Source organism: Rhizobium mesoamericanum STM3625, assembly GCF_000312665.1.
In the GTDB taxonomy this organism is placed as follows: Bacteria; Pseudomonadota; Alphaproteobacteria; order Rhizobiales; family Rhizobiaceae; genus Rhizobium; species Rhizobium mesoamericanum.
The window spans coordinates 1,233,029-1,257,166 of record NZ_HF536772.1; the positions used below are offsets into that span (position 1 = coordinate 1,233,029).

26 protein-coding genes are annotated in these 24,138 nt (G+C 59.9%); 5 read left to right on the forward strand and 21 right to left on the reverse strand.

Features of this window, described 5'->3' with window-relative positions; translation table 11 throughout:
• Positions 1-20: 20 nt before the first annotated feature.
• Entirely contained in the window at positions 21-1,109 is a 1,089-nt protein-coding gene (hrcA, locus tag BN77_RS05955) for a heat-inducible transcriptional repressor HrcA (protein ID WP_007529499.1), read from the forward strand.
• 5 nt (positions 1,110-1,114) lie between these two features.
• Here the strand turns inward: hrcA and BN77_RS05960 are convergent, their stop codons facing one another.
• Entirely contained in the window at positions 1,115-1,549 is a 435-nt protein-coding gene (locus BN77_RS05960; protein ID WP_007529501.1) for a GFA family protein, read from the reverse strand.
• A gap of 217 nt (positions 1,550-1,766) precedes the next feature.
• Here BN77_RS05960 and grpE point away from each other — a divergent pair, with 217 nt between their 5' ends.
• Positions 1,767-2,399 carry a nucleotide exchange factor GrpE gene (gene grpE / locus BN77_RS05965; RefSeq protein ID WP_007529503.1) on the forward strand — a complete coding sequence of 211 codons (633 nt, stop codon included), beginning with the start codon at positions 1,767-1,769 and terminating at the stop codon, positions 2,397-2,399.
• A gap of 23 nt (positions 2,400-2,422) precedes the next feature.
• Here the strand turns inward: grpE and BN77_RS05970 are convergent, their stop codons facing one another.
• The gene (locus BN77_RS05970; protein WP_007529505.1) at positions 2,423-3,367 is read right to left on the reverse strand and encodes a nucleoside hydrolase; all 945 of its coding nucleotides are present in this window, start codon (positions 3,365-3,367) and stop codon (positions 2,423-2,425) included.
• A gap of 261 nt (positions 3,368-3,628) precedes the next feature.
• Between BN77_RS05970 and BN77_RS05975 the strand changes: the two genes are divergently transcribed.
• Together BN77_RS05975 and BN77_RS05980 are read left to right on the forward strand one after the other, a co-directional pair.
• Positions 3,629-4,060: an Hsp20 family protein gene (locus tag BN77_RS05975; RefSeq protein ID WP_040677598.1), complete on the forward strand. Its 432-nt coding sequence runs from the start codon at positions 3,629-3,631 to the stop codon at positions 4,058-4,060.
• A 49-nt stretch (positions 4,061-4,109) separates the two neighbouring features.
• Positions 4,110-4,367, forward strand: a complete 258-nt coding sequence (locus tag BN77_RS05980; RefSeq protein WP_028745285.1) for a BQ00720 family protein — start codon at positions 4,110-4,112, stop codon at positions 4,365-4,367.
• A 7-nt stretch (positions 4,368-4,374) separates the two neighbouring features.
• Here the strand turns inward: BN77_RS05980 and trmB are convergent, their stop codons facing one another.
• The 17 genes from trmB to BN77_RS06065 form a co-directional block, all read right to left on the reverse strand.
• A complete protein-coding gene (trmB, locus tag BN77_RS05985) occupies positions 4,375-5,076 on the reverse strand; it encodes a tRNA (guanine(46)-N(7))-methyltransferase TrmB (protein WP_007529514.1) in 702 nt (233 codons plus the stop codon).
• The gene (gene metK, locus BN77_RS05990; RefSeq protein ID WP_007529516.1) at positions 5,073-6,326 is read right to left on the reverse strand and encodes a methionine adenosyltransferase; all 1,254 of its coding nucleotides are present in this window, start codon (positions 6,324-6,326) and stop codon (positions 5,073-5,075) included. The genes trmB and metK overlap by 4 nt, the downstream gene beginning before the upstream one ends.
• 182 nt (positions 6,327-6,508) lie before the next feature.
• Positions 6,509-6,925, reverse strand: coding sequence for a helix-turn-helix domain-containing protein (locus BN77_RS05995; RefSeq protein WP_007529519.1), 417 nt, complete (start codon positions 6,923-6,925; stop codon positions 6,509-6,511).
• A gap of 151 nt (positions 6,926-7,076) precedes the next feature.
• Complete coding sequence (lnt, locus tag BN77_RS06000; protein ID WP_007529522.1) at positions 7,077-8,678, reverse strand: apolipoprotein N-acyltransferase; 1,602 nt, start codon at positions 8,676-8,678, stop codon at positions 7,077-7,079.
• Positions 8,679-8,755: 77 nt separating this feature from the next.
• Positions 8,756-9,907, reverse strand: coding sequence for a hemolysin family protein (locus BN77_RS06005; RefSeq protein ID WP_007529525.1), 1,152 nt, complete (start codon positions 9,905-9,907; stop codon positions 8,756-8,758).
• Entirely contained in the window at positions 9,904-10,419 is a 516-nt protein-coding gene (gene ybeY, locus BN77_RS06010) for an rRNA maturation RNase YbeY (RefSeq protein ID WP_007529526.1), read from the reverse strand. The genes BN77_RS06005 and ybeY overlap by 4 nt, the downstream gene beginning before the upstream one ends.
• Complete coding sequence (locus BN77_RS06015; RefSeq protein ID WP_040676793.1) at positions 10,419-11,471, reverse strand: PhoH family protein; 1,053 nt, start codon at positions 11,469-11,471, stop codon at positions 10,419-10,421. Before BN77_RS06015 ends, ybeY begins: the two co-directional genes overlap by 1 nt.
• An 18-nt stretch (positions 11,472-11,489) precedes the next feature.
• On the reverse strand, positions 11,490-12,899 hold the full coding sequence (miaB, locus tag BN77_RS06020) for a tRNA (N6-isopentenyl adenosine(37)-C2)-methylthiotransferase MiaB (protein WP_007529530.1): 1,410 nt from the start codon (positions 12,897-12,899) through the stop codon (positions 11,490-11,492).
• Positions 12,900-12,947: 48 nt separating this feature from the next.
• Positions 12,948-13,745, reverse strand: a complete 798-nt coding sequence (olsA, locus tag BN77_RS06025) for a lyso-ornithine lipid O-acyltransferase (protein WP_007529532.1) — start codon at positions 13,743-13,745, stop codon at positions 12,948-12,950.
• A gap of 30 nt (positions 13,746-13,775) precedes the next feature.
• Complete coding sequence (locus BN77_RS06030) at positions 13,776-14,204, reverse strand: Fur family transcriptional regulator (RefSeq protein WP_007529534.1); 429 nt, start codon at positions 14,202-14,204, stop codon at positions 13,776-13,778.
• Between the two features lie 38 nt (positions 14,205-14,242).
• Positions 14,243-14,743, reverse strand: coding sequence for a GNAT family N-acetyltransferase (locus BN77_RS06035; RefSeq protein ID WP_425280174.1), 501 nt, complete (start codon positions 14,741-14,743; stop codon positions 14,243-14,245).
• Positions 14,740-15,399: a tRNA (adenosine(37)-N6)-threonylcarbamoyltransferase complex dimerization subunit type 1 TsaB gene (gene tsaB, locus BN77_RS06040; protein WP_007529538.1), complete on the reverse strand. Its 660-nt coding sequence runs from the start codon at positions 15,397-15,399 to the stop codon at positions 14,740-14,742. The genes BN77_RS06035 and tsaB overlap by 4 nt, the downstream gene beginning before the upstream one ends.
• Positions 15,400-15,501: 102 nt before the next feature.
• Positions 15,502-16,068: a NifU family protein gene (locus BN77_RS06045; protein WP_007529540.1), complete on the reverse strand. Its 567-nt coding sequence runs from the start codon at positions 16,066-16,068 to the stop codon at positions 15,502-15,504.
• Positions 16,069-16,179: 111 nt separating this feature from the next.
• The gene (locus BN77_RS06050) at positions 16,180-16,671 is read right to left on the reverse strand and encodes a universal stress protein (RefSeq protein WP_007529542.1); all 492 of its coding nucleotides are present in this window, start codon (positions 16,669-16,671) and stop codon (positions 16,180-16,182) included.
• Positions 16,672-16,754: 83 nt separating this feature from the next.
• On the reverse strand, positions 16,755-17,180 hold the full coding sequence (locus BN77_RS06055; RefSeq protein ID WP_007529544.1) for a cupin domain-containing protein: 426 nt from the start codon (positions 17,178-17,180) through the stop codon (positions 16,755-16,757).
• Positions 17,181-17,278: 98 nt separating this feature from the next.
• A complete protein-coding gene (trpS, locus tag BN77_RS06060; protein ID WP_007529546.1) occupies positions 17,279-18,343 on the reverse strand; it encodes a tryptophan--tRNA ligase in 1,065 nt (354 codons plus the stop codon).
• Between the two features lie 97 nt (positions 18,344-18,440).
• Positions 18,441-18,836, reverse strand: coding sequence for a VOC family protein (locus tag BN77_RS06065; RefSeq protein WP_007529548.1), 396 nt, complete (start codon positions 18,834-18,836; stop codon positions 18,441-18,443).
• A gap of 308 nt (positions 18,837-19,144) precedes the next feature.
• On the opposite strand from BN77_RS06065, the gene BN77_RS06070 reads away from it, so the two are divergent.
• Positions 19,145-19,570, forward strand: a complete 426-nt coding sequence (locus tag BN77_RS06070) for a YcbK family protein (RefSeq protein ID WP_007529550.1) — start codon at positions 19,145-19,147, stop codon at positions 19,568-19,570.
• A 22-nt stretch (positions 19,571-19,592) separates the two neighbouring features.
• Here the strand turns inward: BN77_RS06070 and murJ are convergent, their stop codons facing one another.
• Together murJ and BN77_RS06080 are read right to left on the reverse strand one after the other, a co-directional pair.
• Positions 19,593-21,173, reverse strand: a complete 1,581-nt coding sequence (gene murJ, locus BN77_RS06075) for a murein biosynthesis integral membrane protein MurJ (RefSeq protein WP_007529551.1) — start codon at positions 21,171-21,173, stop codon at positions 19,593-19,595.
• 10 nt (positions 21,174-21,183) lie between these two features.
• Entirely contained in the window at positions 21,184-24,093 is a 2,910-nt protein-coding gene (locus BN77_RS06080; protein ID WP_007529553.1) for a [protein-PII] uridylyltransferase, read from the reverse strand.
• Positions 24,094-24,138 lie beyond the last annotated feature (45 nt).

Sequence of the window (24,138 nt, forward strand, 5' to 3'; positions counted from 1 at the left end):
GCACGGATACGCAAGGTTTCATGGAGTTCAGGTCGACGTCGGTTTCAGATGCAGTGGATGCGCTGGATGAACGCTCTAAGGAAATCTTTCGCCGCATCGTAGAGGGCTACCTGGAGACGGGTGAACCGCTCGGCTCCCGCAACCTGTCGCGCATCCTACCGATGTCGCTGTCGCCGGCGTCCGTGCGCAACGTGATGAGCGATCTGGAAGAACTTGGCCTCATTTATTCACCGCATGTCAGTGCGGGCCGTTTGCCGACGCAGATCGGCCTGCGCTTCTTCGTCGACGCCTTCATGCAAGTCGGCGACCTCTCGGCCGAAGATCGCGCCAATATCGATCGGCAGGTGCGTGCCGAAAGCCGCGACAATCCGATGGAATTGATGATGAACGAGGCCAGCCGCATGCTCTCGGGCATCTCGCGCGGCGCGGGGCTTGTCATCACCTCGAAAAGCGATCCCATCCTCAAGCATGTCGAATTCATCCGGCTTGAGCCGACCAAGGCGCTCGCGGTCCTCGTTGGTGATCACGACCAGGTGGAAAATCGTATAATCGAGCTTCCGGCCGGTGTAACGTCGTCGCAATTGACGGAGGCGGCCAATTTCCTCAACGCCCACATGACCGGCCAGACGCTACCAGAACTTCGCAACGAACTAAGCCGACTGAAGGATGAAGTGCGCAGCGAGCTTGATACCCTTTCGCAGGATCTCGTCGAGCGGGGCATCGCCGTCTGGTCTGGCAGCGCGGATGAAGGCAAGCCGGCCCAGCTCATCATTCGCGGTCGCGCCAATCTGCTCGCCGGTCTAGCCGGCGCCGACGATCTCGACCGCTTGCGGATGCTCTTCGACGACCTTGAAAAAAAGGACAGCCTGCTGGAGCTTCTCAATCTCGCCGAGAGCGGGCCGGGCGTACGTATCTTCATCGGCTCGGAAAACAAGCTCTTCTCGCTCTCCGGCTCGTCGCTGATTGTTGCGCCCTACCGAGACGATGACGATCGCATTGTCGGCGCCGTCGGGGTCATCGGGCCGACTCGGCTCAACTACTCGCGGATCGTCCCGATGGTGGATTATACAGCTCAGCTGATGACGCGATTATCACGCGGCGCAAAGTAGGACAATTATTCCGGGAGCAGGTCGCCCGAGCCGCCCATCTCTACAGGCATGTCTCTGTATTTCGGCAGGCCGTCACGGATTGGTAGCACGCTTTCCTGATAATTGATGTGCAATGCCGGAACGTAATCGAGATCGGGTAGAAGCACCGCCGAAACGTCGGTGAGTCCCCAGGTCGGGTGATCGGTGTAGAGATGTCCACCGCAGAGTTCGCAGAATTTCCGCACGCTTGTATCGGACTTCTGATAGTTTTCCACGTGCTCCCCGCCTTTGGTGACGCGGACAGTGTGCGGCTGCCAGAGCGTGAAGGCATTGACCGGCCCCGCCGACCAGTGTCGACAGGAGGCACAGTGGCAGTATCCCATTGTCGCCGGTTCACCGGTAGCAACAATCCCCACGGCGCCGCAGAAGCAGCGCCCGGAATAGCTTTTCTGATCGCTCATGGCAGCAGCTCCTTGACCTCGATAAGGCCGAAGCACCAAAGATTTAGACGTAGCTAAAATAAAAGAGCTTTAGCGCGAGCAAGTCAAGGTAACCCTTTCGGTCAACCCGGGATGAGCGCCTCAGATCGCGTGCTTTTCAGTTACGCAGACTTGATTTTTGCCCGTCAAAGCTCGATATCGGGCACATCCTAAAAGACACCAATCACCGGAGAACGTCATGACTGACGAAACGACGAAGAACGGACCTGACGCCGCCGCGACCGAAGCCGCAGCGGACGCCCCCGCAAACGTCGAGAACGAAGCCGCCGCTGAAGCCGCAGCACAACCCGATCCGCTGGAACTTCTGAAGGCCGAGAATATAGAGTTGCGCGACCGCTACCTGCGCCTTGCCGCGGAGATGGATAACCTGCGCCGCCGCACAGAGCGGGAGGTCAAGGACGCAAAAGCCTATTCAGTCGCTGGCTTTGCCCGCGACATGCTGGCCGTTTCGGATAACCTGCGCCGCGCCATCGACGCGATCCCCGAGGAAGCCAAGGCTACCGCCGATGCCGGCCTGACGACGCTAATCGAAGGCGTCGAGATGACGGAGCGCTCGATGCTGTCCGCGCTCGAGCGCCATGGTGTACGCAAGCTGGAGCCGGTCGGCCAGAAATTCGATCCAAATTTCCATCAAGCTATGTTCGAAGTGCCGAACCCCGAGGTGCCGAACAACACCGTTGTCCAGGTCGTTCAGGCTGGGTACACGATCGGTGAACGCGTTCTGCGTCCTGCCATGGTCGGCGTCGCCAAGGGCGGCCCGAAGCTCGTTGAGCCCGAAACCAATTCGGTTTTCGACCAGAAGGACGCCTGATCTCTCAGGCGCCCTTTTAGGCATTAGATGCGGGCGAAACGCTCGATCAAGAGATCGAAGAAGCCGTCCGCATCGACATAACGCATGACCTGCGCGTTGCGCTTGCGGTCGGTGACGTGCCACCAGTCGACGACGGTCATCCCGACTGTCAGTTCCGATGAAACCTCGATCTCGACATTGCACGCCCGGCCTCTGAATAGCTCAGGCTTCAGCAGGTAGGCGATAACCGTCGGATCGTGCAGCGGACCGCCATCTGAGCCATACTTCTCGACGTCGAAACGTTCGAAGAATTCCAGCATCTCCACCATGGCAATCGCCGGGCGCGTGCCGAGATCGGCCATACGCTTGACGCGGTCCTTGCGCGTCAGAAGCTTGTGCGTGACGTCGAGCGGCATCATTACGATCGGAACACCGGAACGAAAGACAATGTCAGCTCCCTCGGGGTCCACGTAGATGTTGAACTCAGCTGCCGGTGTGATATTCCCGCCCTCGAAGAAGCCGCCACCCATCATGACCAGTTCACGGACACGCGGGACAATGTCGGGCGCTTTCTGGAAGGCCAGGCCGATATTGGTCAGCGGCCCCAGGGTGCAGAGCGTCACGGTGCCTTCAGGCTCGCGGCGCAGCGTCTCGATGATAAAGTCTACGGAATGCTGCGCCTGTAGAGGCATGACAGGCTCGTCGAGAACAGGACCATCAAGACCGGTCTTGCCGTGCACGTGCTCGGCAGTCACGAGCTTGCGCGCGATCGGTTTGTCCGCGCCGGCGAAGACCTTCGTATCGGTGCGCCCACAGAGTTCGCAGACGATGCGCGCGTTGCGGCTCGTATAGGCTAACGGCACATTGCCGGCGACCGTGGTGATCCCCAGAACTTCGAGCTCTTCCGGGCTGCCGAAGGCAAGCATGATGGCGGCTGCATCGTCCTGACCGGGGTCAGTATCAATGATGATCTTCCTAGGGTCTGCCATTGCGGTCGTTCTATCCTCGTGGTGCGCGGCTTCGTGGCATGCACCGTTTGTTTATATTCCCATTGCAAATCGGCGCAGCCGGCACGGGCAGATTTTGATGCGAGGCGACACTCGCTTTGTCAAGCTCGGATTGTTGCGGCCTTTCCGGCGGCGAGTGCGGACATCCGCCTTGCGCACGCCTCCAGCAATTCCCATATTGACGGCATCCGGATGCTGTCTTTCAGGTCCGGCAAGGTCGCTTGAATCAAGGACTTGAAGATGATGAGCCGCATTACGCCTTTCGCGAGCCCTTTGCTCTTGGGCTTCGACGCCATGGAAAAGACGCTTGAGCGCCTCTCCAAGGCCAGCGATGGATACCCCCCTTACAATATCGAGCGCGTCGCCGCTGATCGCGCCGCCGGCGATCCGGAGAGGCTGCGCATAACTCTTGCCGTTGCCGGGTTCAGCGAAGAAGAACTGGACGTGTCGGTCGAGGAAAATCAGCTTTCGATCCGTGGTCGACAGGTCGATCAAGGCGAGCGGGATTACCTTTATCGCGGCATCGCCGCGCGTCAGTTTCAGCGGACTTTCGTTCTAGCCGACGGAATGCAGGTTCTGGGCGCCTGCCTCAAGAACGGATTGCTCTCGGTAGATCTCATTCGCCCGGAGCCGAGCCGTATGGTGAAGAAAATTAACATTTCGGTCTCAGAGTAGGACAACGGCGCAACTTGAGCCGTTGGTCCCTTCTGTTGGAGGTACAGGAATGTTGATGAAAGAAGCCAATTCTCACCTGACCAAAACCGAACTTGCCGTTATCGGCAACGGCGAGGTCGCCTACATCCGGAAAATGCGGTCTGAAGAAGTCTCCAAGTGCTTCCCTGAAGCGCCGGATATCGATCCGAGCGTTGACCTATGGGCGCTGTTCGGCGCCGATGGCACGCCGATCCTTTTGACGGATAACCGCTCCAGTACCTTCTTTAAGGCTGCCGAGGATGAACTGAAAACGGTGAGCCTGCATTAAGGCAGGCTCAGACGCGCCTGAACGTGAGATAAGCGGAAGATCTGCCCTCACGCCGCGCCTTGGCCTCGTAGCGTGTGCTCGGCCAGCCCTCGTAGGGCGTCAGCCAATCCATGGCATTCCGGGCCAGCCACTCGAAGCCGCCGTGGTCCCGGCACTTGAGTAGCGTCCAGTTGACGTAAGTATCGATATCGGATGCGAAGCAGAACAGCCCGCCCGGCTTCAGTACGCGGTGGAAGCGGTCGAGATTGGTCTTCGACACGAAGCGGCGCTTCCAGTGCTTCCGCTTCGGCCACGGATCCGGGTAAAGCAGGTCGATGTGGTCGATCGAGGCGTCAGGCAACCAATCCAGCAATTGCGTTGCATCATCGTTATAGACACGGACGTTCTTGGCGCCCGCCTTGTCGACGCTTGTCAGCAGCTTCTGCATCGAATTGATGAAGGGTTCGACGCCGATAAAGCCGGTGGACGGCATCTCCACGGCGCGATGGATCAGGTGCTCGCCGCCGCCGAAGCCAATTTCCAGGCGCAGCCTCTCGATCGGCACCGGAAAGAGACTATTCAGCGGCGCGGGCGGGGCAGCTGAAAGATCAATGAGGAACGCCGGAAGCAGGGTATTCAGTCGCTCCGCTTGATGTTCGCGCAGAGCCTTTCCCTTGCGGCGACCGAAGAAGGCTTCGGTCGCGCGTCCGCGGCGTTCCATATCGGTCATGCTGCTTCCTTGACCTTCACGGCTTCCTTGAGCGCCTTGACGAGGTCAGTGCGCTCCCAGGAGAATGAGCCGTCACGGCCGGCCTTGCGGCCGAAGTGGCCGTAGGCCGAGGTCTTGGCGTAGATCGGCTTGTTGAGATCGAGATGACGGCGGATGCCGGTCGGCGACAGATCCATGTTCTTGCGGATCGCTGCCTCGACCTGGTCTTCCGTTACACCCTTCCCGGTGCCGTGCAGGTCGACATAGATCGACAGCGGCTGTGCGACGCCAATCGCATAGGAGAGCTGGATCGTGCAGCGATCGGAAAGACCGGCAGCAACGACGTTCTTCGCGAGATAACGGGCAGCGTAGGCGGCCGAACGGTCGACCTTGGTCGTGTCCTTGCCGGAGAACGCGCCGCCACCGTGCGGAGCAGCGCCGCCGTAGGTGTCGACAATGATCTTGCGGCCGGTTAGGCCCGCGTCGCCGTCCGGGCCGCCGATGACGAACTTGCCGGTCGGATTGATGTACCACTTGCAATCATCGGCGATCGGCAGATCACCGAGGGCTTCGAGGATATAGGGCTCGACGACAGCGCGAACCTTCTTCGAGTCCCAGCTTTCGTCGAGGTGCTGGGTGGAGAGAACAATCGACGTGACCTCGGCGGGCTTGCCGTTGACGTAGCGCACCGTCACCTGGCTCTTGGCATCCGGGCCGAGCTTTGCGACGTCGCCGTCGCCCTTCTTGCGGGCCGTGGCCAGCAACTGCAGGATCTTGTGGGAGTAATAGATCGGCGCCGGCATGAGGTCAGGCGTTTCCTTGCAGGCATAGCCGAACATGATGCCCTGGTCGCCAGCACCTTCATCACCTTGCTGGTCGGCGGCACTGTCGACGCCCTGGGCGATATCGGCGGACTGCGAGTGCAGCAGCACGTCGATCTTGGCCGTCTTCCAGTGGAACCCGTCCTGCTCGTAGCCAATGTCCTTGATGGCGCGGCGGGCGGCAGCCTTAAACTTTGAAGGATTGATGACGTCCTTGCCGTCCTTGTCCTTCTTCATCAGGCTCGGCGGCAGGCGAACTTCACCGGCGATCACGACGCGGTTGGTAGTCGCCAGCGTCTCACAGGCGATGCGCACACCCCAGGGGTTGACGCCGGTCTTGGCGGCTTCGCGGTAGACCAGATCCACGATCTCGTCGGAGATCCGGTCACACACCTTGTCCGGGTGACCTTCGGCAACTGACTCGCTGGTAAAGAGGTAATTGGCGCGCATTTCGGGATTCCCCTCAAAGAACAAAGCTGCGTAGTAGGTACTCAGTTCGCACGCGAAAAACAAGCGTACAAGGACATAAATATATCTTTATATCTGCGGCAAAGTGGCAAATTATGCCCAGAAAACGCCAAAAAGCGGCCATTGCGACCGCTTTCCTATTTTGATCCAAACTTGAGTGGCGATTATTCGCTGTCGGCTTCTGCAGCGAGTGCCTTCACCAGTTCGACGACCTTACGGCGAACCTTCGGGTCAGTAATCTTCACGAACGCACGGTTAAGTTGGAGCCCTTCGGACGACGAAAGGAAGTCAACGACGTAGTTGGAGCTTGAGGCTTCCGCCATGCCGGATAGGCCAGATTGCTCTCCGGGCGCATCCTCGAAGAAGAAGGATACCGGAACGTTCAGAATGCTGGAGATGTTCTGCAGGCGGCTTGCGCCGACGCGGTTGGTGCCCTTTTCGTATTTCTGGATCTGCTGAAAGGTAATGCCGAGACTCTCGCCCAGTTTTTCCTGGCTCATTCCAAGCATTGTTCGGCGAAGGCGAATACGACTGCCAACGTGGATGTCGATCGGGTTCGGCCGCTTCTTGTTCTCAACCATGGTCCTGCCCTAACAATAATTTCAACCTTGTTCAAACCGGCACGCCCAAACCCATCTCCAAAACGTCACGTTGCAAAGTCCTAATAAACCACCTTGAAACATACGCCAAGAACGCCGATCCCAACTACTATGCAATTTTAGGGGTTTTCGGTCAATTCTGCTTGAAAACAAAACCAAAGCGCGAGGTCAACGCAATTACAAACAGAAGTATTTCCAGCAACCAGAAGTAAGTTTGCCGTGGGTGGCCTGGACCGCGTTGCGCGCCGAAGCTCTCAATGGTTGCGTCGACGAAGCCCGTTTCATTGAGCCCGAGGCCAGCAATGATCTCGCCCCGGGCGTTCACGATGGCTGAAATACCGCTGTTGCCGTTGCGAATCAGTGGCAAACCGGTCTCCACGGCGCGCAATCTGGCCTGCTGAAAATGCTGATAAGGGCCGGGTGTTGTGCCGAACCACGCATCGTTCGTGACATTGAGGATGGCATTTGCCGCGCCAAGGTCACCAGTCATCTCATCCGGGAAAATAATCTCATAGCAGACGAGTGGATAGAATTTGATCCCGGTCGGCAACGTCAGCAGCTGGCGCGTGGCGGCCGGTGAGAAGCCGCCTGGCATCTCCACGACGTTCTGGATGCCGAAATCGTCGAGTATGCTTTCGAAGGGTACGTATTCGCCGAACGGAACGAGATGCACCTTGTCGGCGGCACCGGCAATCTGTCCACGGCCGTCGATGACATAGATCGAATTGTAATAGCGTGGCGGATTACCTGGCCCCATGTCTTCCACCCGAACGGCGCCTGCGATCAAGATCTGGTTGTCATCGAGCGTTTCCGCGATCCGGGTGAGCGCATCCTGGTTGTCGGTGAGGATGAAGGGGACAGCCGTTTCCGGCCAGACGATGATGTCGGGCTTTCGGCCACCATCCTTCGGCGGTTCCACGGAGAGCTTTAGGTGCTTCTCGAAGATAGCGGCGCGATCAGCGTCCGTGTCCATCTTCGCTGTCTGTTCGATCATCGGCTGAACGAGGCGGATAACCGGGCTCTTGGCATCTGGCGCTGCCGCAGGCTGAGGGCCATAGAGGATAAGGGCGCCGTAGCCGATATGCGCGGCGAAAAGCAGGGCGGCCAGTGCCAGGCCAAGCCTCGCCCCCTGACGGGTGCCGAGGAGTGCGGGCGCGGCAAAGACGAAGACTGAGAGAGACGTGATGCCCATGATGCCGATGACATGCGCCGACTGCATCATGAGCGGCACCGGCGTGATGCCGTAGCCGACAGCGTTCCAGGGAAAGCCAGTGAAAAGTACGCTCCGCAGCCACTCAAGCAGCCCGAAGCTCGCCGCGAGTGCTGCGATCCGCCCCATGCCGTCAGACCACATGGTTCGCGCCAGCGCCGCGGCAATTCCGTAGAAGACAGCGAGCACGGCAGGCAGGCCGAGGATCGCCAACGGCAGCGCCCAGGCGAAGGCCGCAGCATCGATCATCAACGCATGTCCGAGCCACCAGAGACCAGCGACGAAATAGCCGAAGCCGAAGAGCCAGCCAGTCACGAAGGAAGGCCACAGGCGCTTGAGCAGCCCACTTTCAGGAGCGGCAGCTGAACCGTCTATCAGCCAGACAAGAACCGTGAACGACACGAACATGGCAGCAAAGAAACCGAACGGCGGCAGGGCCAGAACGCCAACGGCGCCCGCAAAGACGGCCAATGCAACCCTCTTGACCCCCCAGGCCAGGATGACCCTGTCTGCAAGCCGCTCCATGCGCACTCCCGTCACGCTGCGAATCAACCCGACCGCAGTCTTTCAAAAAAACCGCCGTTTGTCGTGTTTTGCGGCAATCAGTTTGTCGTGGGGGCGTCGGCTGGCCGCTCTTCGCCGTGATCGGAGCCGGGCGTGCCGTCACCGTCGATCTTGACGCGGCGGCGGATGGCTTGGCGCTTGCGCGTGATCCTCACGCGCTTGATACGGCGGGGATCGGCATCGAGAATATGGAACTCGAAACCGGGCAGGGCCTGCACCACCTCGCCGCGCACCGGAATGCGCCCGAGTTCGGAGAAGATCAGGCCGCCCAGCGTATCGACCTCGTCGACCTGTTCAGTGATGTCAAAGTCCGGTCCGATCGCTTCGGCGATCTCCTCCAATTCGACTCGGGCATCCGCAACGAAGATGTCTTCGGATACGCGCTTGAACATGACTTCCTCGTCGTCGTGCTCGTCGTCGATGTCGCCGACGACCATTTCGACGATGTCCTCGTGCGATGCCAGCCCATCGGTGCCGCCATACTCGTCGATGACAAGCGCCATCTGCGTGCGATTCACCTGCATCCGACGAAGAAGATCCGAGGCAAGCATTGACGGCGGGACGAAGAGGATCTTGCGGATGATGCCGGCCTCTGACAGCGTCTTCTGCAGGTCGACGCGGCTGAGGTCGAAATTCGGCTTGGCGGCGCGCGTCGGCTTTTGCAGGTGCTCCGGGGAAACTTCAACCAAAGGCTCTGCCGGCTTGAGTGCCTTGGTGCTGCCGCGGCGTTTGTTGCGCGCCTGCTTGGCGATGTAGGATAGGAGGTCGCGGATATGCACCATGCCACGCGGGTCGTCGAGCGTATCCGCATAGACGGGCATGCGCGAACGGCCGGATTCCTCGAACAGGATCATCAGTTCGCCTATGGTGATGTTCTGATCGACGGCCTCAATATCAGCGCGCGGCACCATCACGTCGGCGACACGCACTTCGCGGAAGCGCAGGATGTTGTGCAGCATCGCCCGCTCGTCCGGCGAAAACACGTCGCCAACGGCCGCGTCGGTCATCAGCGCGTCGGCGATGTCCTCGCGCAGGCGCGAGCCCTGCTGTGGTCTCAGGATGCGCGCTGCGCGCGACCAGAAGGATTGGGATCGTCCGGACTGCCTACTACTACTGCCACCCTCGTCGGAAGAGGATGATTGATCGGCGTCCTTGGCCTCAGCGGCCGGTTTCGTCGTAAAGTCGCTCATGGTTCCATTTTAAGGTCTTGACCCTCGTATGGGTCAGATAGGCCGAGTACTGCCAAAATGCGAGTCTCAAGCCCCTCCATTATCTCGGCTTCAGCGTTATTATTATGATCGTAGCCGAAGAGATGCAAGAATCCATGCACCATAAGGTGGGTCAAGTGGTCGTCAAAGCTCTTTTCGAGCTCGACCGCCTCCCGCTCCACGGTCTCTCTTGCGATAATTATGTCGCCCAACATCGGGCCCGGCACCTTGCCGGGTTTGACCGGGAAGGCGGGAAAAGAAAGCACGTTGGTCGGCTTGTCCTTGCCGCGCCACTCGGCGTTGATGTCCTGGATCGAGGCGTCGTCGGTGAAAACCAGCGAGACTTCGGGGATCATCTTGGGAAAAGGCTGCCCTTCGCTCTCGCGAAGGTAGGTTGCCGCCGTCTCGAGCACGCGATCCGCCAATGCATGCAACGCATCTTCGGAGGGCCAGTTTCCCTCCTCGATGCTGATTTGGACATCGAGTTGCGCCATCAGCCCTGCTGGCTAACCTCTTCGGTTTCCGCTGCATAGGTGGAATCGTAGGCCCTGACAATGCGCCCGACGAGTGGATGGCGCACGACATCCGTATCCTTGAAGCGGACGATTGAAATGCCTTCGACGCCGTTCAGCAGTTGCAGCGCCTCCACCAATCCCGACTTGACACCCCGCGGCAAGTCGATCTGGCTCGGGTCGCCAGTGACGATCATGCGTGAGTTCTCGCCGAGACGCGTCAGGAACATCTTCATCTGCATCGACGTAGTGTTCTGCGCCTCGTCGAGGATGACTGCGGCGTTCGACAGTGTCCGCCCGCGCATGAAGGCGAGCGGCGCAATCTCGATGACACCGGCGGTAATGGCGCGGTCGACCTTGTCGGCAGGCATCATGTCATAGAGCGCGTCGTAGAGCGGGCGAAGGTAAGGATCGACCTTCTCCTTCATGTCCCCGGGTAAGAAGCCGAGGCGTTCGCCGGCTTCGACAGCAGGGCGCGAAAGAATGATCCTCTCAACGACGCCACGTTCCAAGAGTTGGGCGGCATGGGCGACGGCGAGGTAGGTCTTGCCGGTACCTGCCGGACCACAGCCGAAGACAAGTTCAGCACGCTCCAGTGCCCTGAGATAGGCATCCTGCGTCGGCGTGCGGGCAATGATTGTCTTCTTGCGGGTGGAAACTTGGGCCATCGTCAGCTTGGCCTTCTTCTCCAACGTCGGCAGGCTCAACTGATCGTCGGCGGCCATCGCCATACGGATCGCGCCCTCGACGTCGGAGCGTTCCACGGTGCCGCCCTTCTGGAGTTTCTCATAGAGATAATCGAGGGTACGTCGCGCCTGGTTGGTGGCGACGATATCTCCGGAGATAACGACGGAATTGCCCCGCGCTCGCGCGTCAATGTGCAGACGCTCTTCAAGGAGCTTGAGGTTCTGGTCGAACTGACCGAACAGTTCACTGGCGAACCGATTGTTCTCGAACGTCAGAATAAAGTGATTGGCGTCGCTCGCAATGCGTGGGTGGCGCGGTGAAGAAGAAACCAATTCTTGTCCGTTCAAGCGGTCGAGCTCCTAGGGTTAGACCTCAGCCTCTGCTATCTCGGCAAACAGGCTGTTGGTTCCGGTTCCGGTGATTCGCACATTAATAATGTCACCGATTTGCAATGCTTTTGCATCAACATTCACGGACTGAAGCCACGGAGAACGGCCGATAAGCTGTCCCGGCATGCGACCGGGCTTTTCGAGCAACAGTTCGATCGATTTGCCGATGCAGGATTCGGCAAATTCCTGCTGCTGCTTCAGAAGAAGCGCCTGCAGGCGTTCCAGTCGTTCTGCCTTGATCTCTTCCGGCACTTGGTCCTTCAGTTCCGCGCCGGGCGTGCCCGGCCGTGTCGAGTACTTGAAGGAGAAAGCCTGCGCATAGCGCACCTCCTCCACAAGACGAAGTGTATCTTCAAAATCCTGGTCTGTCTCCCCCGGAAAGCCGACAATGAAGTCGCCGGAGAGCGCGATATCTGGACGGGCAATACGGATACGTTCGATCAACGCCAGATACTCGGCGGCCGTATGCCGCCGGTTCATCGCCTTCAAGATGCGGTCGGAGCCGGCTTGCACCGGCAAATGCAGGTACGGCATCAGCGCGCGCAGATCCCGATGCGCCTCGATCAGGCGATCATCCATGTCGCGCGGATGGCTCGTAGTGTAGCGCAGTCGTGCAAGGCCGGGGATCTCGGCCAGCCGGTAGAGCAGGTCGCCAAGGGTCCATTCCTGGCCATTGCCGCCGACACCGTGCCAGGCGTTGACGTTTTGACCGAGCAACGTGATTTCGCGCACGCCGCCTTCGACAAGCTTCTGCGCCTCCTCGACGATCTGACTGACCGGCCGCGACACTTCCGAGCCGCGGGTATAGGGCACGACACAGAAGGTGCAGAATTTGTCGCACCCTTCCTGAACGGTGAGGAAGGAGGTTACGCCGCGCGAACGGATTTTCTTGGCTTCGGCGATCGGCAGATGCTCGAACTTGTCTTCGAGCGCATATTCGGTGTCGACGATGCGGTGCCCGTCCTTTGCCTTGCGCAGCGCTTCCGGCAGGCGATGGTAGGTCTGCGGCCCGATGACGACATCGACAGCTGGCGCCCGGCGCAGGATTTCCTCGCCTTCAGCCTGTGCCACGCAGCCGGCAACGCCGATCATGAACTCCCGACCTTCCTTATTGCGTTCCTTCTTCATCTCGCGCAGACGGCCGAGCGCGGAATAGACCTTTTCAGCAGCCTTTTCGCGAATGTGGCAGGTATTCAGCAGAACGAGGTCGGCCTCTTCCATGACCTCCGTCGGCTCGTATCCGTCACGGGCGAGGGCATCGCTCATGCGCGTCGAGTCATAGACGTTCATCTGACAGCCGTAAGTCTTGATGAAAACCTTGCGGCTGTTGCTGCCATCGCGGAGACCGGTCTCCGGGGCCTGAAGTAGGGCGCTGTCCTGGGTCATGGCCGGCTATTTAGTGGTTTTTAGTTCGCGAGAAAAGGAAATCTTGTCTTACGCGGCGTCGCGGCCGCGCAGGGCGGCGCCAAGCATCGAGCGGATTCGCCGCGCAATCGTAGCGCTGACTTCCTTGCGGTTGCTGTCGGCGCGATATTCAACCGCCTCGCCGAAGCATACGTCGACCTCAAAGGCGCCGCATCGCAGCATGTCTTTCAGGTGCGGTAGCATCTCGACATCGCCGGGCCACGAAGCAAGCGGGCGATGATAACGTCCCATCGGCAGACCGTGGATGCCCGTATAGGCAACCGCGACGGGTTGAATGACGACGGCACCGGTCGGCGAAGCCGGAACTGCCATGGCGGCGGCGCCAAACAGCGACGATTTGACCTCCAACAGCCGGTTCCCGTCCGAGGTCGTGCCCTCCGGGAACAGTACGACGACCTCGCCGTCCGCCATGCGGGTGGCAATCTCATTCGCCTGGTGGCCGGTCTTGCGCTTTTCCTCCCGCACCACAAAGACGCTCTTCTGCAGCCTTGCCAGCGTGCCGAAGATCGGCCAGTCACGCACCTCGATTTTGGCGATGAAGGCAACGTCGGCGACAGCCGACAACACCATGATGTCCATCCACGACGAATGATTGGCGCAAAGCATCAAGGGTCTGTGCGTTTCGATCTTGCCATGGACGCGGATGCGGATGCCGAGGCAGAAGCAGATGATGCGGTGCCATAGGCGCGGCAGCCAACGCCGCAGCTTCCAATCGAAGCGGAGCGCCAAGAGCTGCCAAGGCATGAGCAGGATGCTGGCGAGGAGGATGATGATGCCGGCGACGGCGACTCGCAGCCAGGCAATCAAGACAAGGGCTCCACGGCTGCGATCATGGCCTCAGCGCTCGTCCTGCTTAAGCGGGATGCCATAAAGCTCCAGCCGATGGTCGACCAGCTTGAAGCCATGCTCGCGGGCGATGCGTTCCTGCAATGCCTCGATCTCGGGCGAGTGAAACTCGATCACCACACCCGACTTGAGATCGATGAGGTGGTCGTGGTGCTCTTCCGGCACCGTCTCATAACGCGAGCGGCCGTCTCGGAAGTCGTGCCGTTCGATGATGCCGGCATCCTCGAACAGTTTCACGGTGCGATACACAGTGGAGATCGAGATCTTTGCATCGACCTTCACCGAACGCCGGTAGAGCTCTTCGACATCAGGGTGATCGGCGGATTCTTCGAGGATGCGCGCAATAACGCGGCGCTGTTCGGTCATACGCATGCCGCGTTCAGCGCAAAGCTCCTCGAGGGTCTTGGCGACGTCAGTCATGGGCTGCCTTCCGAATAGTCAAAGTTCAAGCAACGGAACTAGCGAAGAACGCGCTTCATGACAAGCGCTGTGGAAACCACGCCCTTGGCATCCTTGTAGTATCCCCTGCGTTCGCCAACTTTCTCGAAGCCAAGCTTGCGGTAGAGCCCGAGCGCGGCCGCATTGCCATCATCGACCTCCAGAAAGATGCTTTCTCCGCCGCGCGCACCCGCTTCGCGCATCGCGGCCTGCATCAGCCGCCAGCCGAGGCCGGCGCGCGCGACTTTCGTCTGCACCGCGATCGTCAGGATTTCCGCCTCGCCGGCGACCTGACGCGCCAGCACGAAACCCGGCAGCGGCTTCTTGAGAAACGCATTGGTCTGGCGGGCCACGAACCCGAAGACGTTGGCCTGACTAAGCAGGCTGTAGAATTCACCGTCGCCCCACGGACGCGCGAAGCGTTCGCCATGCAGAGCCGCGACCGCGCGGCAATCATCGGCATCCATCGCAAGGATTTCAAATTCCGGCTTCAGCGTCAAATAGGATTCCAACATACTCATACTCGCGCAATGGCAAACCCGGCTTGCGGCTTGGCGTCGGGCCCGCGTAGATAAAGAGGTTTCGGCTTTCCCGCAGACGGGTCAGCGGCGGCGCCGAGGCGCGCCACCAAGGAAATCGGGAAATGGTTGGCGTGATCGCCGGTCGCGTCGGGCTTCAGCAGAGGCGTGGCCGAACCGGTGATTTCGCCCTCGAAAGACGCGGCTAACGCGTGCGCTTCCTCGATGGTGACGGCACGCTCTTCATTGAGTGGCTCGCCGTCGGCATTGAAGGCCTGCAGGTAGATCTCGTTTCGCTTCGCATCCATGGCGGCAAGCACCGGACGCCCGGGCGTCCTCAGCCGCTGCGCTTCAGCCATCACCGCAAGCGTGGTGACGCCGACTGCCGGAACGCCGAGCGACAGCGCAAAGCCGCGGGCCGCGGCGACACCAACGCGAATGCCGGTGAATGAGCCCGGACCGATAGTGACGGCAATGCGATCGACGGCCGAAAGCGCCACCCCTGCCTGGCCGAGCACGCGGTCGATTATTCCCATTAAATGTTCAGCATGCCCCTTGCCGATCATGTCCGATGCCTCCCCAAGCATCGTATCCCTGCCGCTATCATAGAGAGCGGCAGCGCAATCCACACCTGCGGTGTCGAGCGCCAGTATGATCATGGAATCAATTTCCGAATAAAACGTTCCTCAGCGTCCATACATTCACCCTGCCGCGCTTGCAAATGCTGCGCCAGGACGAATGACGGAACTTGTGTGTCGCCATCAGGCGGCGATGACTTCCTCGACTTCCGGAACGAAATGGCGAAGCAGGTTCTGCACGCCATGCTTCAGCGTCGCCGTCGAAGACGGGCAGCCGGAGCAGGAGCCCTTCATGTTGAGATAGACCTTGCCATCCTTGAAACCGCGGAAGGTGATGTCGCCACCGTCCTGCGCAACGGCGGGGCGTACACGCGTGTCCAGCAGTTCCTTGATCGTGAGAACGATAGACTCGTCGGCTTCGTCGAAGAACTCTCCACCAGCATCGAGGTCTTCGGAAAGAAACGATGCATCGCCCATCACAGGCTTGCCCGACATGAAGTGTTCCATGATCGAACCAAGGATTGCCGGCTTCAGGTGCTGCCACTCGGCATTCTCCTTGGAGACGGAGATGAAATCGTAGCCAAAATAGACACCAGTCACACCAGGAATCTCGAACAGACGGGCTGCGAGCGGCGATGCCTGGGCCTCGTCGGCGCTGCGGAATTCGGCTGTTCCGTTCTCCATTACGACCCGGCCCGGCAGGAACTTCTGCGTGGCGGGATTCGGTGTGGCTTCGGTCTGAATAAACATGTCGCTCTCCGTGCGGCCGGCAGCGGCCCAGGCCGTCTTTAGAATTCTTCAAAAAAGGAAAATAAGCCGATTGGCAACTCTATTCAAGAGACTGACACTCAAGAAATGGCTTTATGCGAGGGCATCCAGTTCCTCGTCGGTCAATGTATCCGGCAGGACGGTGACGGGGATAGGAAACGTCGCGCCGCGCCCGGCGATCGATGACACCAGTGGTCCCGGTCCCTCCTTGGCCGAGCTTGCGGCAAGCACAAGGATGGCGATATCGCGGTCTTCTTCGATGACTGCATTGATCTGCTCGGTTGCACTTCCTTCGCGGATGACGATCTCAGGGTCGATGCCGATCGTTTCGCGAACCACATGCGCTGCCTTGGCAACGACGGCTTCGGCTTCCTCGCGCGCCTCGGCGCGCATGATCTCCTCCACCCCCAGCCACTGCTGGAAATCCCCCTCCGGTATCACATACATCAGCACGAGGCCGCCGTTCGAGTTCTTGGCGCGTCGGCCGGCGTAGTGGACGGCGCGAGAGCATTCGGGCGTATCGTCGATGACCGCAATGAATTTGCGGCGATGACCTTCAAGGCGGGAGAGTCGTTTCGATACCATGGCGCGGACTCTGACACGCGAACCGGAAAATTTGCAAGCCCTTCGTTTTTGACCGTCACGGGAGCGCCTGCCCACGGGCTGCGTCAGGCCGGGACCAATCCATAAAGGCGCATGATCGCTTTCACATGCTCGATATCTGGCTTGCCCTGGACGTTGATGGCCAAAGCCATTTCTTCGAAATACCGCCGCCCGATCAAGCCTGGCGTCATGGTGATCAAGGCCTTGGCGGTTTCACTGTGCAGGTTCTCGTGGGTGTGGACGTAGCCGCGCGGGATGAACAGAGTCTCCCCCGGGCCAATCTCGTGCTTGCGCCCGTCCAGCGTCGTCGTCATCGTGCCTGACAATCCATAGATTACTTCGTCGACGTCCCGGTGATAATGAGGGGCCGGGACACGTGCCTGAGGCGGGACCGTGAATTCGAACATTACAAGGACACCGGCACTCTGATCCTCGTCGATCAGAAACCGGATCTCCATGGCGCCGATCTGGATGAGGTTGCGATCTCGCATCGAAGCCTCCTGACGGTCCGTTTTAATAAGACTACGCCGCAGGTCCGGCTTCGACAAGCCCGGGGCGGTGAGGCACGCCCCGAGCTAAGGTCGTATTTTCAGTATAAGAAGCCGACGATGTCGCGCACTTCCTTCATTGTCACCTCGGCTCGCGCCCGCGCCCGTTCGGAGCCGTTGCGCAGGATTGAGTCGATGTGGCTGGTGTCCGACATCAGGCGACGCATTTCAGCGGTGATCGGCGAGAGCACGTTGACGGCCAAATCAACAAGCGCCGGCTTGAACACCGAGAACTGCTGGCCGCCAAATTCGGCAAGCACGTCAGCCTTCGACCCGTCGGCAAGCGCGGCATAGATGCCGACGAGATTGTCGGCTTCCGGGCGACCCTTGAGACCGTCGACTTCGCTCGGCAAGCCTTCCGGATCGGTTTTGGCCTTGCGGATCTTCTTCGAGATTGCGTCCTCGTCGTCCATCAGGTTGATGCGCGAGAGATCCGACGGATCCGATTTCGACATCTTCTTGGTGCCGTCGCGAAGCGACATGACGCGCGGCGCCGGACCATCGATCAGCGGCTCGACCATCGGGAAATAGGCATGCACTGGCTCATCGCCGACCGTGATGTCGATGCCGTAGCCCGTCTTGCGGATATGCTCCGCATAGTCGAGGTTGAACTTCATGGCGATGTCGCGGGCGAGTTCTAGGTGCTGCTTCTGGTCGTCGCCAACCGGGACATGTGTGCCACGGTAAACGAGAATGTCGGCCGCCATTAGGCTCGGATAGGCGTAAAGGCCGAGCGAGGCCTGCTCGCGGTCCTTGCCGGCCTTGTCCTTGAACTGCGTCATGCGGTTCATCCAACCAATGCGCGCGACGCAATTGAAGATCCAGGCGAGCTCGGCATGCTGAGGCACGGCCGACTGGTTGAAAACGATATGCTTTTCCGGATCAATGCCAGACGCGATGAAGGCGGCGGCGATCGAACGGATCTGGTTCGGCATATCCTCATGAACGAGCTGCGCCGTCAGCGCATGCATGTCAACGACGCAGTAGATGCAGTCGTTGCCTTCCTGCAATGCCACGAATTTGCGGATGGCGCCGAGATAATTGCCGAGATGGAGATTGCCGGTCGGCTGGACGCCGGAGAAGACGACTTTCTTGAATTCGCTCATTATGTCCTCGATTAGGCTGGTGGAGGGCCCCAGGGTCTGTAACCCATGTTGCTAACGGGCGCGCTTATGCACGGGCGCGGTACGGCAATCAAGGGGTTCAGCCTGCGACGTGTTCGATCAGGTCGAAGGTGTTGCCGTAAGGATCCGAAAACACGGCGACCGTCCCGTAGACCTCGTGTCGGGGCCCCTCAAGAAATTGCACGCCGTTAGCCAGCATCGACGAATGGTCACGCGCAAAATCGTCGGTCTTAAGGAAGAAGCCAACCCGCCCGCCAGTCTGGTTGCCCATCGCCGCCATTTGTCGGTCGTTGGCAGCCTGCGCGAGCAAAAATGCCGCGCCATCTTCGCCCGTCGGCCCGACCACGACCCATCGCTTGCCGTCCGGCTGGACATCGTCCTGAAGGCAGTCAAAGCCGAGCGCGCCGCAGTAGAAGTCTTTGGCGCGATCGTAATCGTCGACGACCAGCGTTACCAGAAAAAGCGATTGGGACATTACAGGCTCCGATTTGCGGTGAGGTGTTGTTGCTAAGGATGAGCAGCCGGTCAAGGGTCACCATCGTTTGGTCCCATGTGCCAACCGTCATGGCGGGCTTGCCCCGGAATGAGCGCTGCTCGAATGTTTGCGTGACGTGAAAAGTTATACCCCTTTTGACGAGTATCTAATTCATAAATTAGTGGTAAAAGAAGGCATGCTTCCGTTACGTAAGGTAAAGAATTTCACAAAAAGGCCATTTTTGGGGAGAGCTTTCCATCCGCCAGAAACGTGCGCCGGTGATCCGGTGTATACGAGGGGAGGGAACCATGCATTCCGCATTTTCCATCGCACTCGCCGGCCTGTTCAGTCTGTCGTGTTTCGACAGTGCCGACGCCCAGAATGTCAGAAGAGTTGCCATACCGCCGCTCAAGCACCAAGAAACGCTCGCCTACTCTCTGCAGACCATCAGCGTCCAGGCGAACTGCTTCCCGCCGCAGCTGCGCGGCGTCCTTGCCTATATCGCAGCCAGAACCGGCCGCCGTCCGATAGTAACCTCGGGGCTGCGAGTGCACGGCCGATCGCACTCTCAACATCGCTATTGCGCAGCCGCGGACATCCGGATTCCCGGTGTGTCGGAGCAAACGATCATTGCGATTGCCGCAACGGCACCAGGAATCGGCGGAATCGGCCGCTACTGCAACGGCATCGTTCATGTTGACGTCGGGCCTAGACGACGATGGACCTACTGTTGAAGCACTGCGCCAGTACCCCCCGCTAGCCTTCCACTTTTTTTGCCGGCGTGCGATTCAGGTTTCGCCGGATCATGCCGAGGTTTGCGCCGCCGATCAGGAACGCCGTGACGAAGTAGACCGCCATGGCGATGACGATCAAAAGGCCGAGCGTGCCGACCTTCGTCGCCAGATGCGCGCTTGAGGCGAGCCACGGTTCCCAGCGGTGCTGCAGGTAGATGATCACGCCGCCCATCACGCCTGCGGAGACGACGAGTAGCGACGTGCGCCGCGCCAGCGCCCATTCCCAAGTAAGGTGGCCGCGGCGCAGCAGCGTCGTGAAAAGAAGGACGGTGCTGATCCAGCCCGCCGTTGCTTCCGCGACCGCAATGCCTGGGGCGCCGAGGAACGGGAAGAGGGTGAGCGCGGTCGCGCAGTTGACTCCCACGGCGACGGCGGAAAAGCGCATCGGCGTCTTGGTGTCCTCGCGCGCATAAAATCCTGGTTGCAGCGCCTTGATCAGCACGAATGCAGGCAGCCCGATGCCATAGATGGCGAGGATGGACCCGACGATCGAGGTGTTTTCCTGATGGAAGGCGCCGCGCTCATAGAGCACGCGGATGATCTCGTCGGAGAGGATCCAGAGCGCAAAGGCGGCCGGGATGGTCAGAAACAGCACGAATTCCATCGACCGGTTCTGCAGGTTGGCGGCCTCGCGCAGATTGCCGCCCTTAAGGGCGCGAGCCAGCTCCGGTAGTAGAACCACGCCGACGGCGACACCGACGACGCCGAGCGGCAGCTGGTAAATCCGGTCCGCATATTGAAGCGCGGCGATCGCGCCTTCGCGAGCGGAGGCGATCGCCTGGCCGATCATTTGATTGATCTGGGTGATGCCGCCGGTGACGGCAGCTGGGACCGCGAGGATCAGCAGGCGCTTGACGTTCGATGTAAAGCGCGGAAAGCGAAGGCCAATGCTCATCCCGGCATGCAGGACGCCGACGTAAACCACGACGAGTTGCAAAATGCCGGCCGCCAGTACGCCCCAGGAGAGATACCAGGCGGTCTGAAGTGGTTCCGCGCCGGTGTAGAGCGCGTAAAACAGCGCCCCGATCATGACCACGTTGAGAAAAACGGGCGCAATCGCTGCAGCGAAGAAATGATGCAACGAATTCAGCATTCCGCTCATCATCGCCGTTAGCGACATACACATGAGATAAGGGAACATCACCGCCGCCATCCGGACGGTGATCGAGAATTTTTCCGCATCGTCGGCAAAGCCCGGCGCGATGACGAACCGCACGAGCAGTGGCATAGAGAGCTCCATCACGATGGTGATGATGAGCAGTACCGAAAACAAAACGCCAAAGACTTCCTCGGAGAAGCGCTTGGCGCCATCCGTTCCGTTTGCCTCGATCTCCTTGGCGAAGAGCGGCACGAAGGCGGCGTTGAACGCACCTTCGGCAAAGAGCCGGCGGAAGAGGTTCGGAAAGCGGAAGGCGGCGTAGAATACGTCTGCCATCGGACCGGTGCCGAGGGCTGCGGCCATCAGCGTTTCACGGGCAAAACCGAAGATGCGGCTGCCAAGCGTGGCACCGCCGACGGTGGCGAATTTTCTAACGAGGCTCATACGTTTTGGCTCATGCGGGCGAATCCGCCTTCTTTTCTGTCTGCGTCGTAGCGCGGGACGTGGTCGGCGGCGCGATGATGCCTGAGGGCATGCGTTCGCGCAGCTCGTCCTGCTCCTCTGCCATCACGGCCTTGAGGCGCGCGGTGATGTTCGAGCGTTTGCTGTCGCCCGAGATCTTCTGGCCGACAAGGTCGGTCACGTAGAAGGTATCGATGACCTTCTCGCCGAAGGTGGTGATGCGGGCCGATTGAATATCGAGCGACAGATCCGAGAGAACCGCCGTGATTTCCGACAGCAAGCCCGGTCGGTCAAGGCATTCTACCTCGATGACGGTGAACTTGTTCGATAGGCTGTTCGAGATGTTGACCGACGGCGGGATGACGAAGGCCTTGCTCTTCTTGCGGTTCTTGGTCCGCGTCGCGATCACCTCGGGGAGCCGCTTGCGGCCGGAAAGCACGTCCTCGATCATCCGCCCAATGGTGCCTGCACGCCGTAGCTCGTCGGCGTCGTCTTTGAACTCGCGACTGACATGGATGGTATCAAGCGCACGGCCATCCGAGGTCGTGAAGATCTGCGCGTCGACAATATTGGCGCCAGCCGCGGCACAGGCCCCAGCAATGACGGCCAAGAGGCGCGGATGGTCGGGCGACAATACTGTGATTTCGGTGATTGCATGGAAACTGTCGGTTCGCACCATCGTTGCCAGCGCCTGACCTGCCTTGTCCGCCTGTCTGATAAATCCGGCATGGCGCACCTGGTCTTCCAGGGGAACGGAAAGCAGGTAGGGCTGATAGTGCAGCTTGCTGTAGATCTTGCGGTCCTTCTGGCTCCAGTCGGAGAGCGCATTGTAGAGCGCTTCGGCCGCGAAGTTGGCGCGCTCCTTGCGTGAAACCTCCGAGAAGCCGCCGGCAAGCAGCAGTTCCGTTTCATAATAAAGCGTGCGCAGCAACTGACCCTTCCAGCCGTTCCAGACACCGGGACCGACGGCGCGGATGTCACAGATCGTCAGGATAAGCAACATCTTCAGACGGTCGAGCGACTGCACCACATCGGCAAAATCGGTGATCGTCTTTCGGTCCGTGAGGTCGCGGGTCTGCGCGACCATCGACATAGCCAGATGCTCCTGGATCAACCAGACGACCATCTCCGTCTGCTTCTGCGACAGGCCAAAGCGAGCGCACAGCTTGCGGGCAACGCGGGCGCCGGCGATCGAATGATCCTCCTGTCGGCCCTTGGCAATGTCGTGCAGCAGCACGGCGACGTAAAGCGCTTCGCGGTCCTCGATGCCGGGCATCAGCTTGTTCGCGAGCGGGTGCAGGTCGTCGGCCTTGCCCTTGTCGATCTCCGACAGCACCTCGACCGTGCGGATCAGATGCTCATCTACCGTATAGTGGTGGTACATATTGAACTGCATCATCGCGACGATCTTGCCGAATTCCGGGATGAAGCGCCCGAGCACTCCAGCCTCGTTCATACGCCGAAGTATCAGCGCCGGATCGCGCTTCGAGGTCAGGATCGACATGAAGAGGCGATTTGCCTCGTCATTCTCGCGCAGATTGTTGTCAATCAGGCTTAGCGAACGGGTGACGCGCTTCAGTGCGTCCGGATGGAATTCCAGCCCATTGATATCGGCGACATGGAACAGGCGGATGATGCTGACCGGATCACTCTTGAATACATCGGGGCTTGCGAGCGCGATACGGCCGCGATCCTCGACAAACTCGGTGCTGCCGGCGATCTTGCGGCTACGATTTGCAAAGCGGCTGATGACGCCGGTCAGACCCGGCGTCGACTTCGCCTGCTGGTCCTCGAGCGCTGCGCAGAGAATGCGCGTCAGGTCGCCGACATCCTTGGCGACGAGGAAGTAGTGCTTCATGAAGCGTTCGACGGCGGAGAGGCCGGGGCGGGAATGATATCCAAGCGCCTCGGCGATCTCGCGCTGGATATCGAAGGACAGGCGTTCTTCGGCTTTTCCGGTCAGGAAATGCATGTGGCAGCGCACTGCCCAGAGGAAATCATCGGCCTTCTGGAAGACGTGATACTCGTGCTTCGAGAGAACGCCGAGCGGGACAAGCTCTGCCGTATCGCGGACATGGTAGTAGTATTTCGAGATCCAGAAGAGCGTGTGCAGGTCGCGCAAGCCGCCCTTTCCTTCCTTGACGTTAGGCTCGACCAGATAGCGCGTGTCGCCGGCCTTGCGGTGGCGCTCGTCGCGCTCGGCAAGCTTCGCGGCGATAAATTCGGGACCGGTGCCGGTGACGATTTCCTTGTCGAAGCGCGCCTCGAGCTGCGCCTCGAGCGAGCGCAGGCCGCAGATGTAGCGCATTTCAAGGATCGCGGTACGGATCGTCATGTCTGATTTCGACAACGCGATGCATTCTTCAATCGTGCGTGTCGCGTGTCCGACCTTGAAGCCCATGTCCCAAAGGACGTAGAGCATGAATTCGACCGCCTTGTGCGTCTCCTCCGCCGGCTTCGGCTGAAACAGGAACAGGAGGTCGATATCGGAGCCCGGCGCCAGCGTGTCGCGCCCATAGCCGCCGACGGCCGTGACGGCGAACTTGTCCTTCTGTTTCGGGAAGACATGGGCACAGACGAACTCGTAGAGAGCTGTCGTAATCTGGTCCTGCAGCCATGAAATCCGGCGGGCGCAATTGATACCGCTGCCGTCGGCCGAAAGCAGTTCTCGTGCCTTCCGCCGACCTTCGCTGCTCGCCTTCTTGAGGGTCGCCAGCAGATCGGATCGCATGACGTCAGGCCGTGTCTTGTTGGCCTCGGCCACGGCGTCACACATCTTCAGGAGATAGTCGGTGTCGAGGATATCGGAGAAATCGATTTCGTTCGTCGTCGCCATGCGCGGGGCGGCTTCCTGTTCGCGCGGCGCAGCCGCTTCCTGCTGCGCCTCTCGTTTCGTCTGCATGCGCTATAGCCTCTTTGCCCGCCGATGACACGGGATTTCCTACTG

Bases quoted from the DNA above. Each gene is read 5' to 3' on its own strand.
- hrcA (WP_007529499.1), top strand. From the start codon at position 21: ATGGAGTTCAGGTCGACGTCGGTTTCAGATGCAGTGGATGCGCTGGAT.
- BN77_RS05960 (WP_007529501.1), bottom strand. From the start codon at position 1,549: ATGAGCGATCAGAAAAGCTATTCCGGGCGCTGCTTCTGCGGCGCCGTG.
- grpE (WP_007529503.1), top strand. From the start codon at position 1,767: ATGACTGACGAAACGACGAAGAACGGACCTGACGCCGCCGCGACCGAA.
- BN77_RS05970 (WP_007529505.1), bottom strand. From the start codon at position 3,367: ATGGCAGACCCTAGGAAGATCATCATTGATACTGACCCCGGTCAGGAC.
- BN77_RS05975 (WP_040677598.1), top strand. From the start codon at position 3,629: ATGAGCCGCATTACGCCTTTCGCGAGCCCTTTGCTCTTGGGCTTCGAC.
- BN77_RS05980 (WP_028745285.1), top strand. From the start codon at position 4,110: ATGTTGATGAAAGAAGCCAATTCTCACCTGACCAAAACCGAACTTGCC.
- trmB (WP_007529514.1), bottom strand. From the start codon at position 5,076: ATGACCGATATGGAACGCCGCGGACGCGCGACCGAAGCCTTCTTCGGT.
- metK (WP_007529516.1), bottom strand. From the start codon at position 6,326: ATGCGCGCCAATTACCTCTTTACCAGCGAGTCAGTTGCCGAAGGTCAC.
- BN77_RS05995 (WP_007529519.1), bottom strand. From the start codon at position 6,925: ATGGTTGAGAACAAGAAGCGGCCGAACCCGATCGACATCCACGTTGGC.
- lnt (WP_007529522.1), bottom strand. From the start codon at position 8,678: ATGGAGCGGCTTGCAGACAGGGTCATCCTGGCCTGGGGGGTCAAGAGG.
- BN77_RS06005 (WP_007529525.1), bottom strand. From the start codon at position 9,907: ATGAGCGACTTTACGACGAAACCGGCCGCTGAGGCCAAGGACGCCGAT.
- ybeY (WP_007529526.1), bottom strand. From the start codon at position 10,419: ATGGCGCAACTCGATGTCCAAATCAGCATCGAGGAGGGAAACTGGCCC.
- miaB (WP_007529530.1), bottom strand. From the start codon at position 12,899: ATGACCCAGGACAGCGCCCTACTTCAGGCCCCGGAGACCGGTCTCCGC.
- BN77_RS06030 (WP_007529534.1), bottom strand. From the start codon at position 14,204: ATGACTGACGTCGCCAAGACCCTCGAGGAGCTTTGCGCTGAACGCGGC.
- BN77_RS06035 (WP_425280174.1), bottom strand. From the start codon at position 14,743: ATGAGTATGTTGGAATCCTATTTGACGCTGAAGCCGGAATTTGAAATC.
- tsaB (WP_007529538.1), bottom strand. From the start codon at position 15,399: ATGATCATACTGGCGCTCGACACCGCAGGTGTGGATTGCGCTGCCGCT.
- BN77_RS06045 (WP_007529540.1), bottom strand. From the start codon at position 16,068: ATGTTTATTCAGACCGAAGCCACACCGAATCCCGCCACGCAGAAGTTC.
- BN77_RS06050 (WP_007529542.1), bottom strand. From the start codon at position 16,671: ATGGTATCGAAACGACTCTCCCGCCTTGAAGGTCATCGCCGCAAATTC.
- BN77_RS06055 (WP_007529544.1), bottom strand. From the start codon at position 17,180: ATGCGAGATCGCAACCTCATCCAGATCGGCGCCATGGAGATCCGGTTT.
- trpS (WP_007529546.1), bottom strand. From the start codon at position 18,343: ATGAGCGAATTCAAGAAAGTCGTCTTCTCCGGCGTCCAGCCGACCGGC.
- BN77_RS06065 (WP_007529548.1), bottom strand. From the start codon at position 18,836: ATGTCCCAATCGCTTTTTCTGGTAACGCTGGTCGTCGACGATTACGAT.
- BN77_RS06070 (WP_007529550.1), top strand. From the start codon at position 19,145: ATGCATTCCGCATTTTCCATCGCACTCGCCGGCCTGTTCAGTCTGTCG.
- murJ (WP_007529551.1), bottom strand. From the start codon at position 21,173: ATGAGCCTCGTTAGAAAATTCGCCACCGTCGGCGGTGCCACGCTTGGC.
- BN77_RS06080 (WP_007529553.1), bottom strand. From the start codon at position 24,093: ATGCAGACGAAACGAGAGGCGCAGCAGGAAGCGGCTGCGCCGCGCGAA.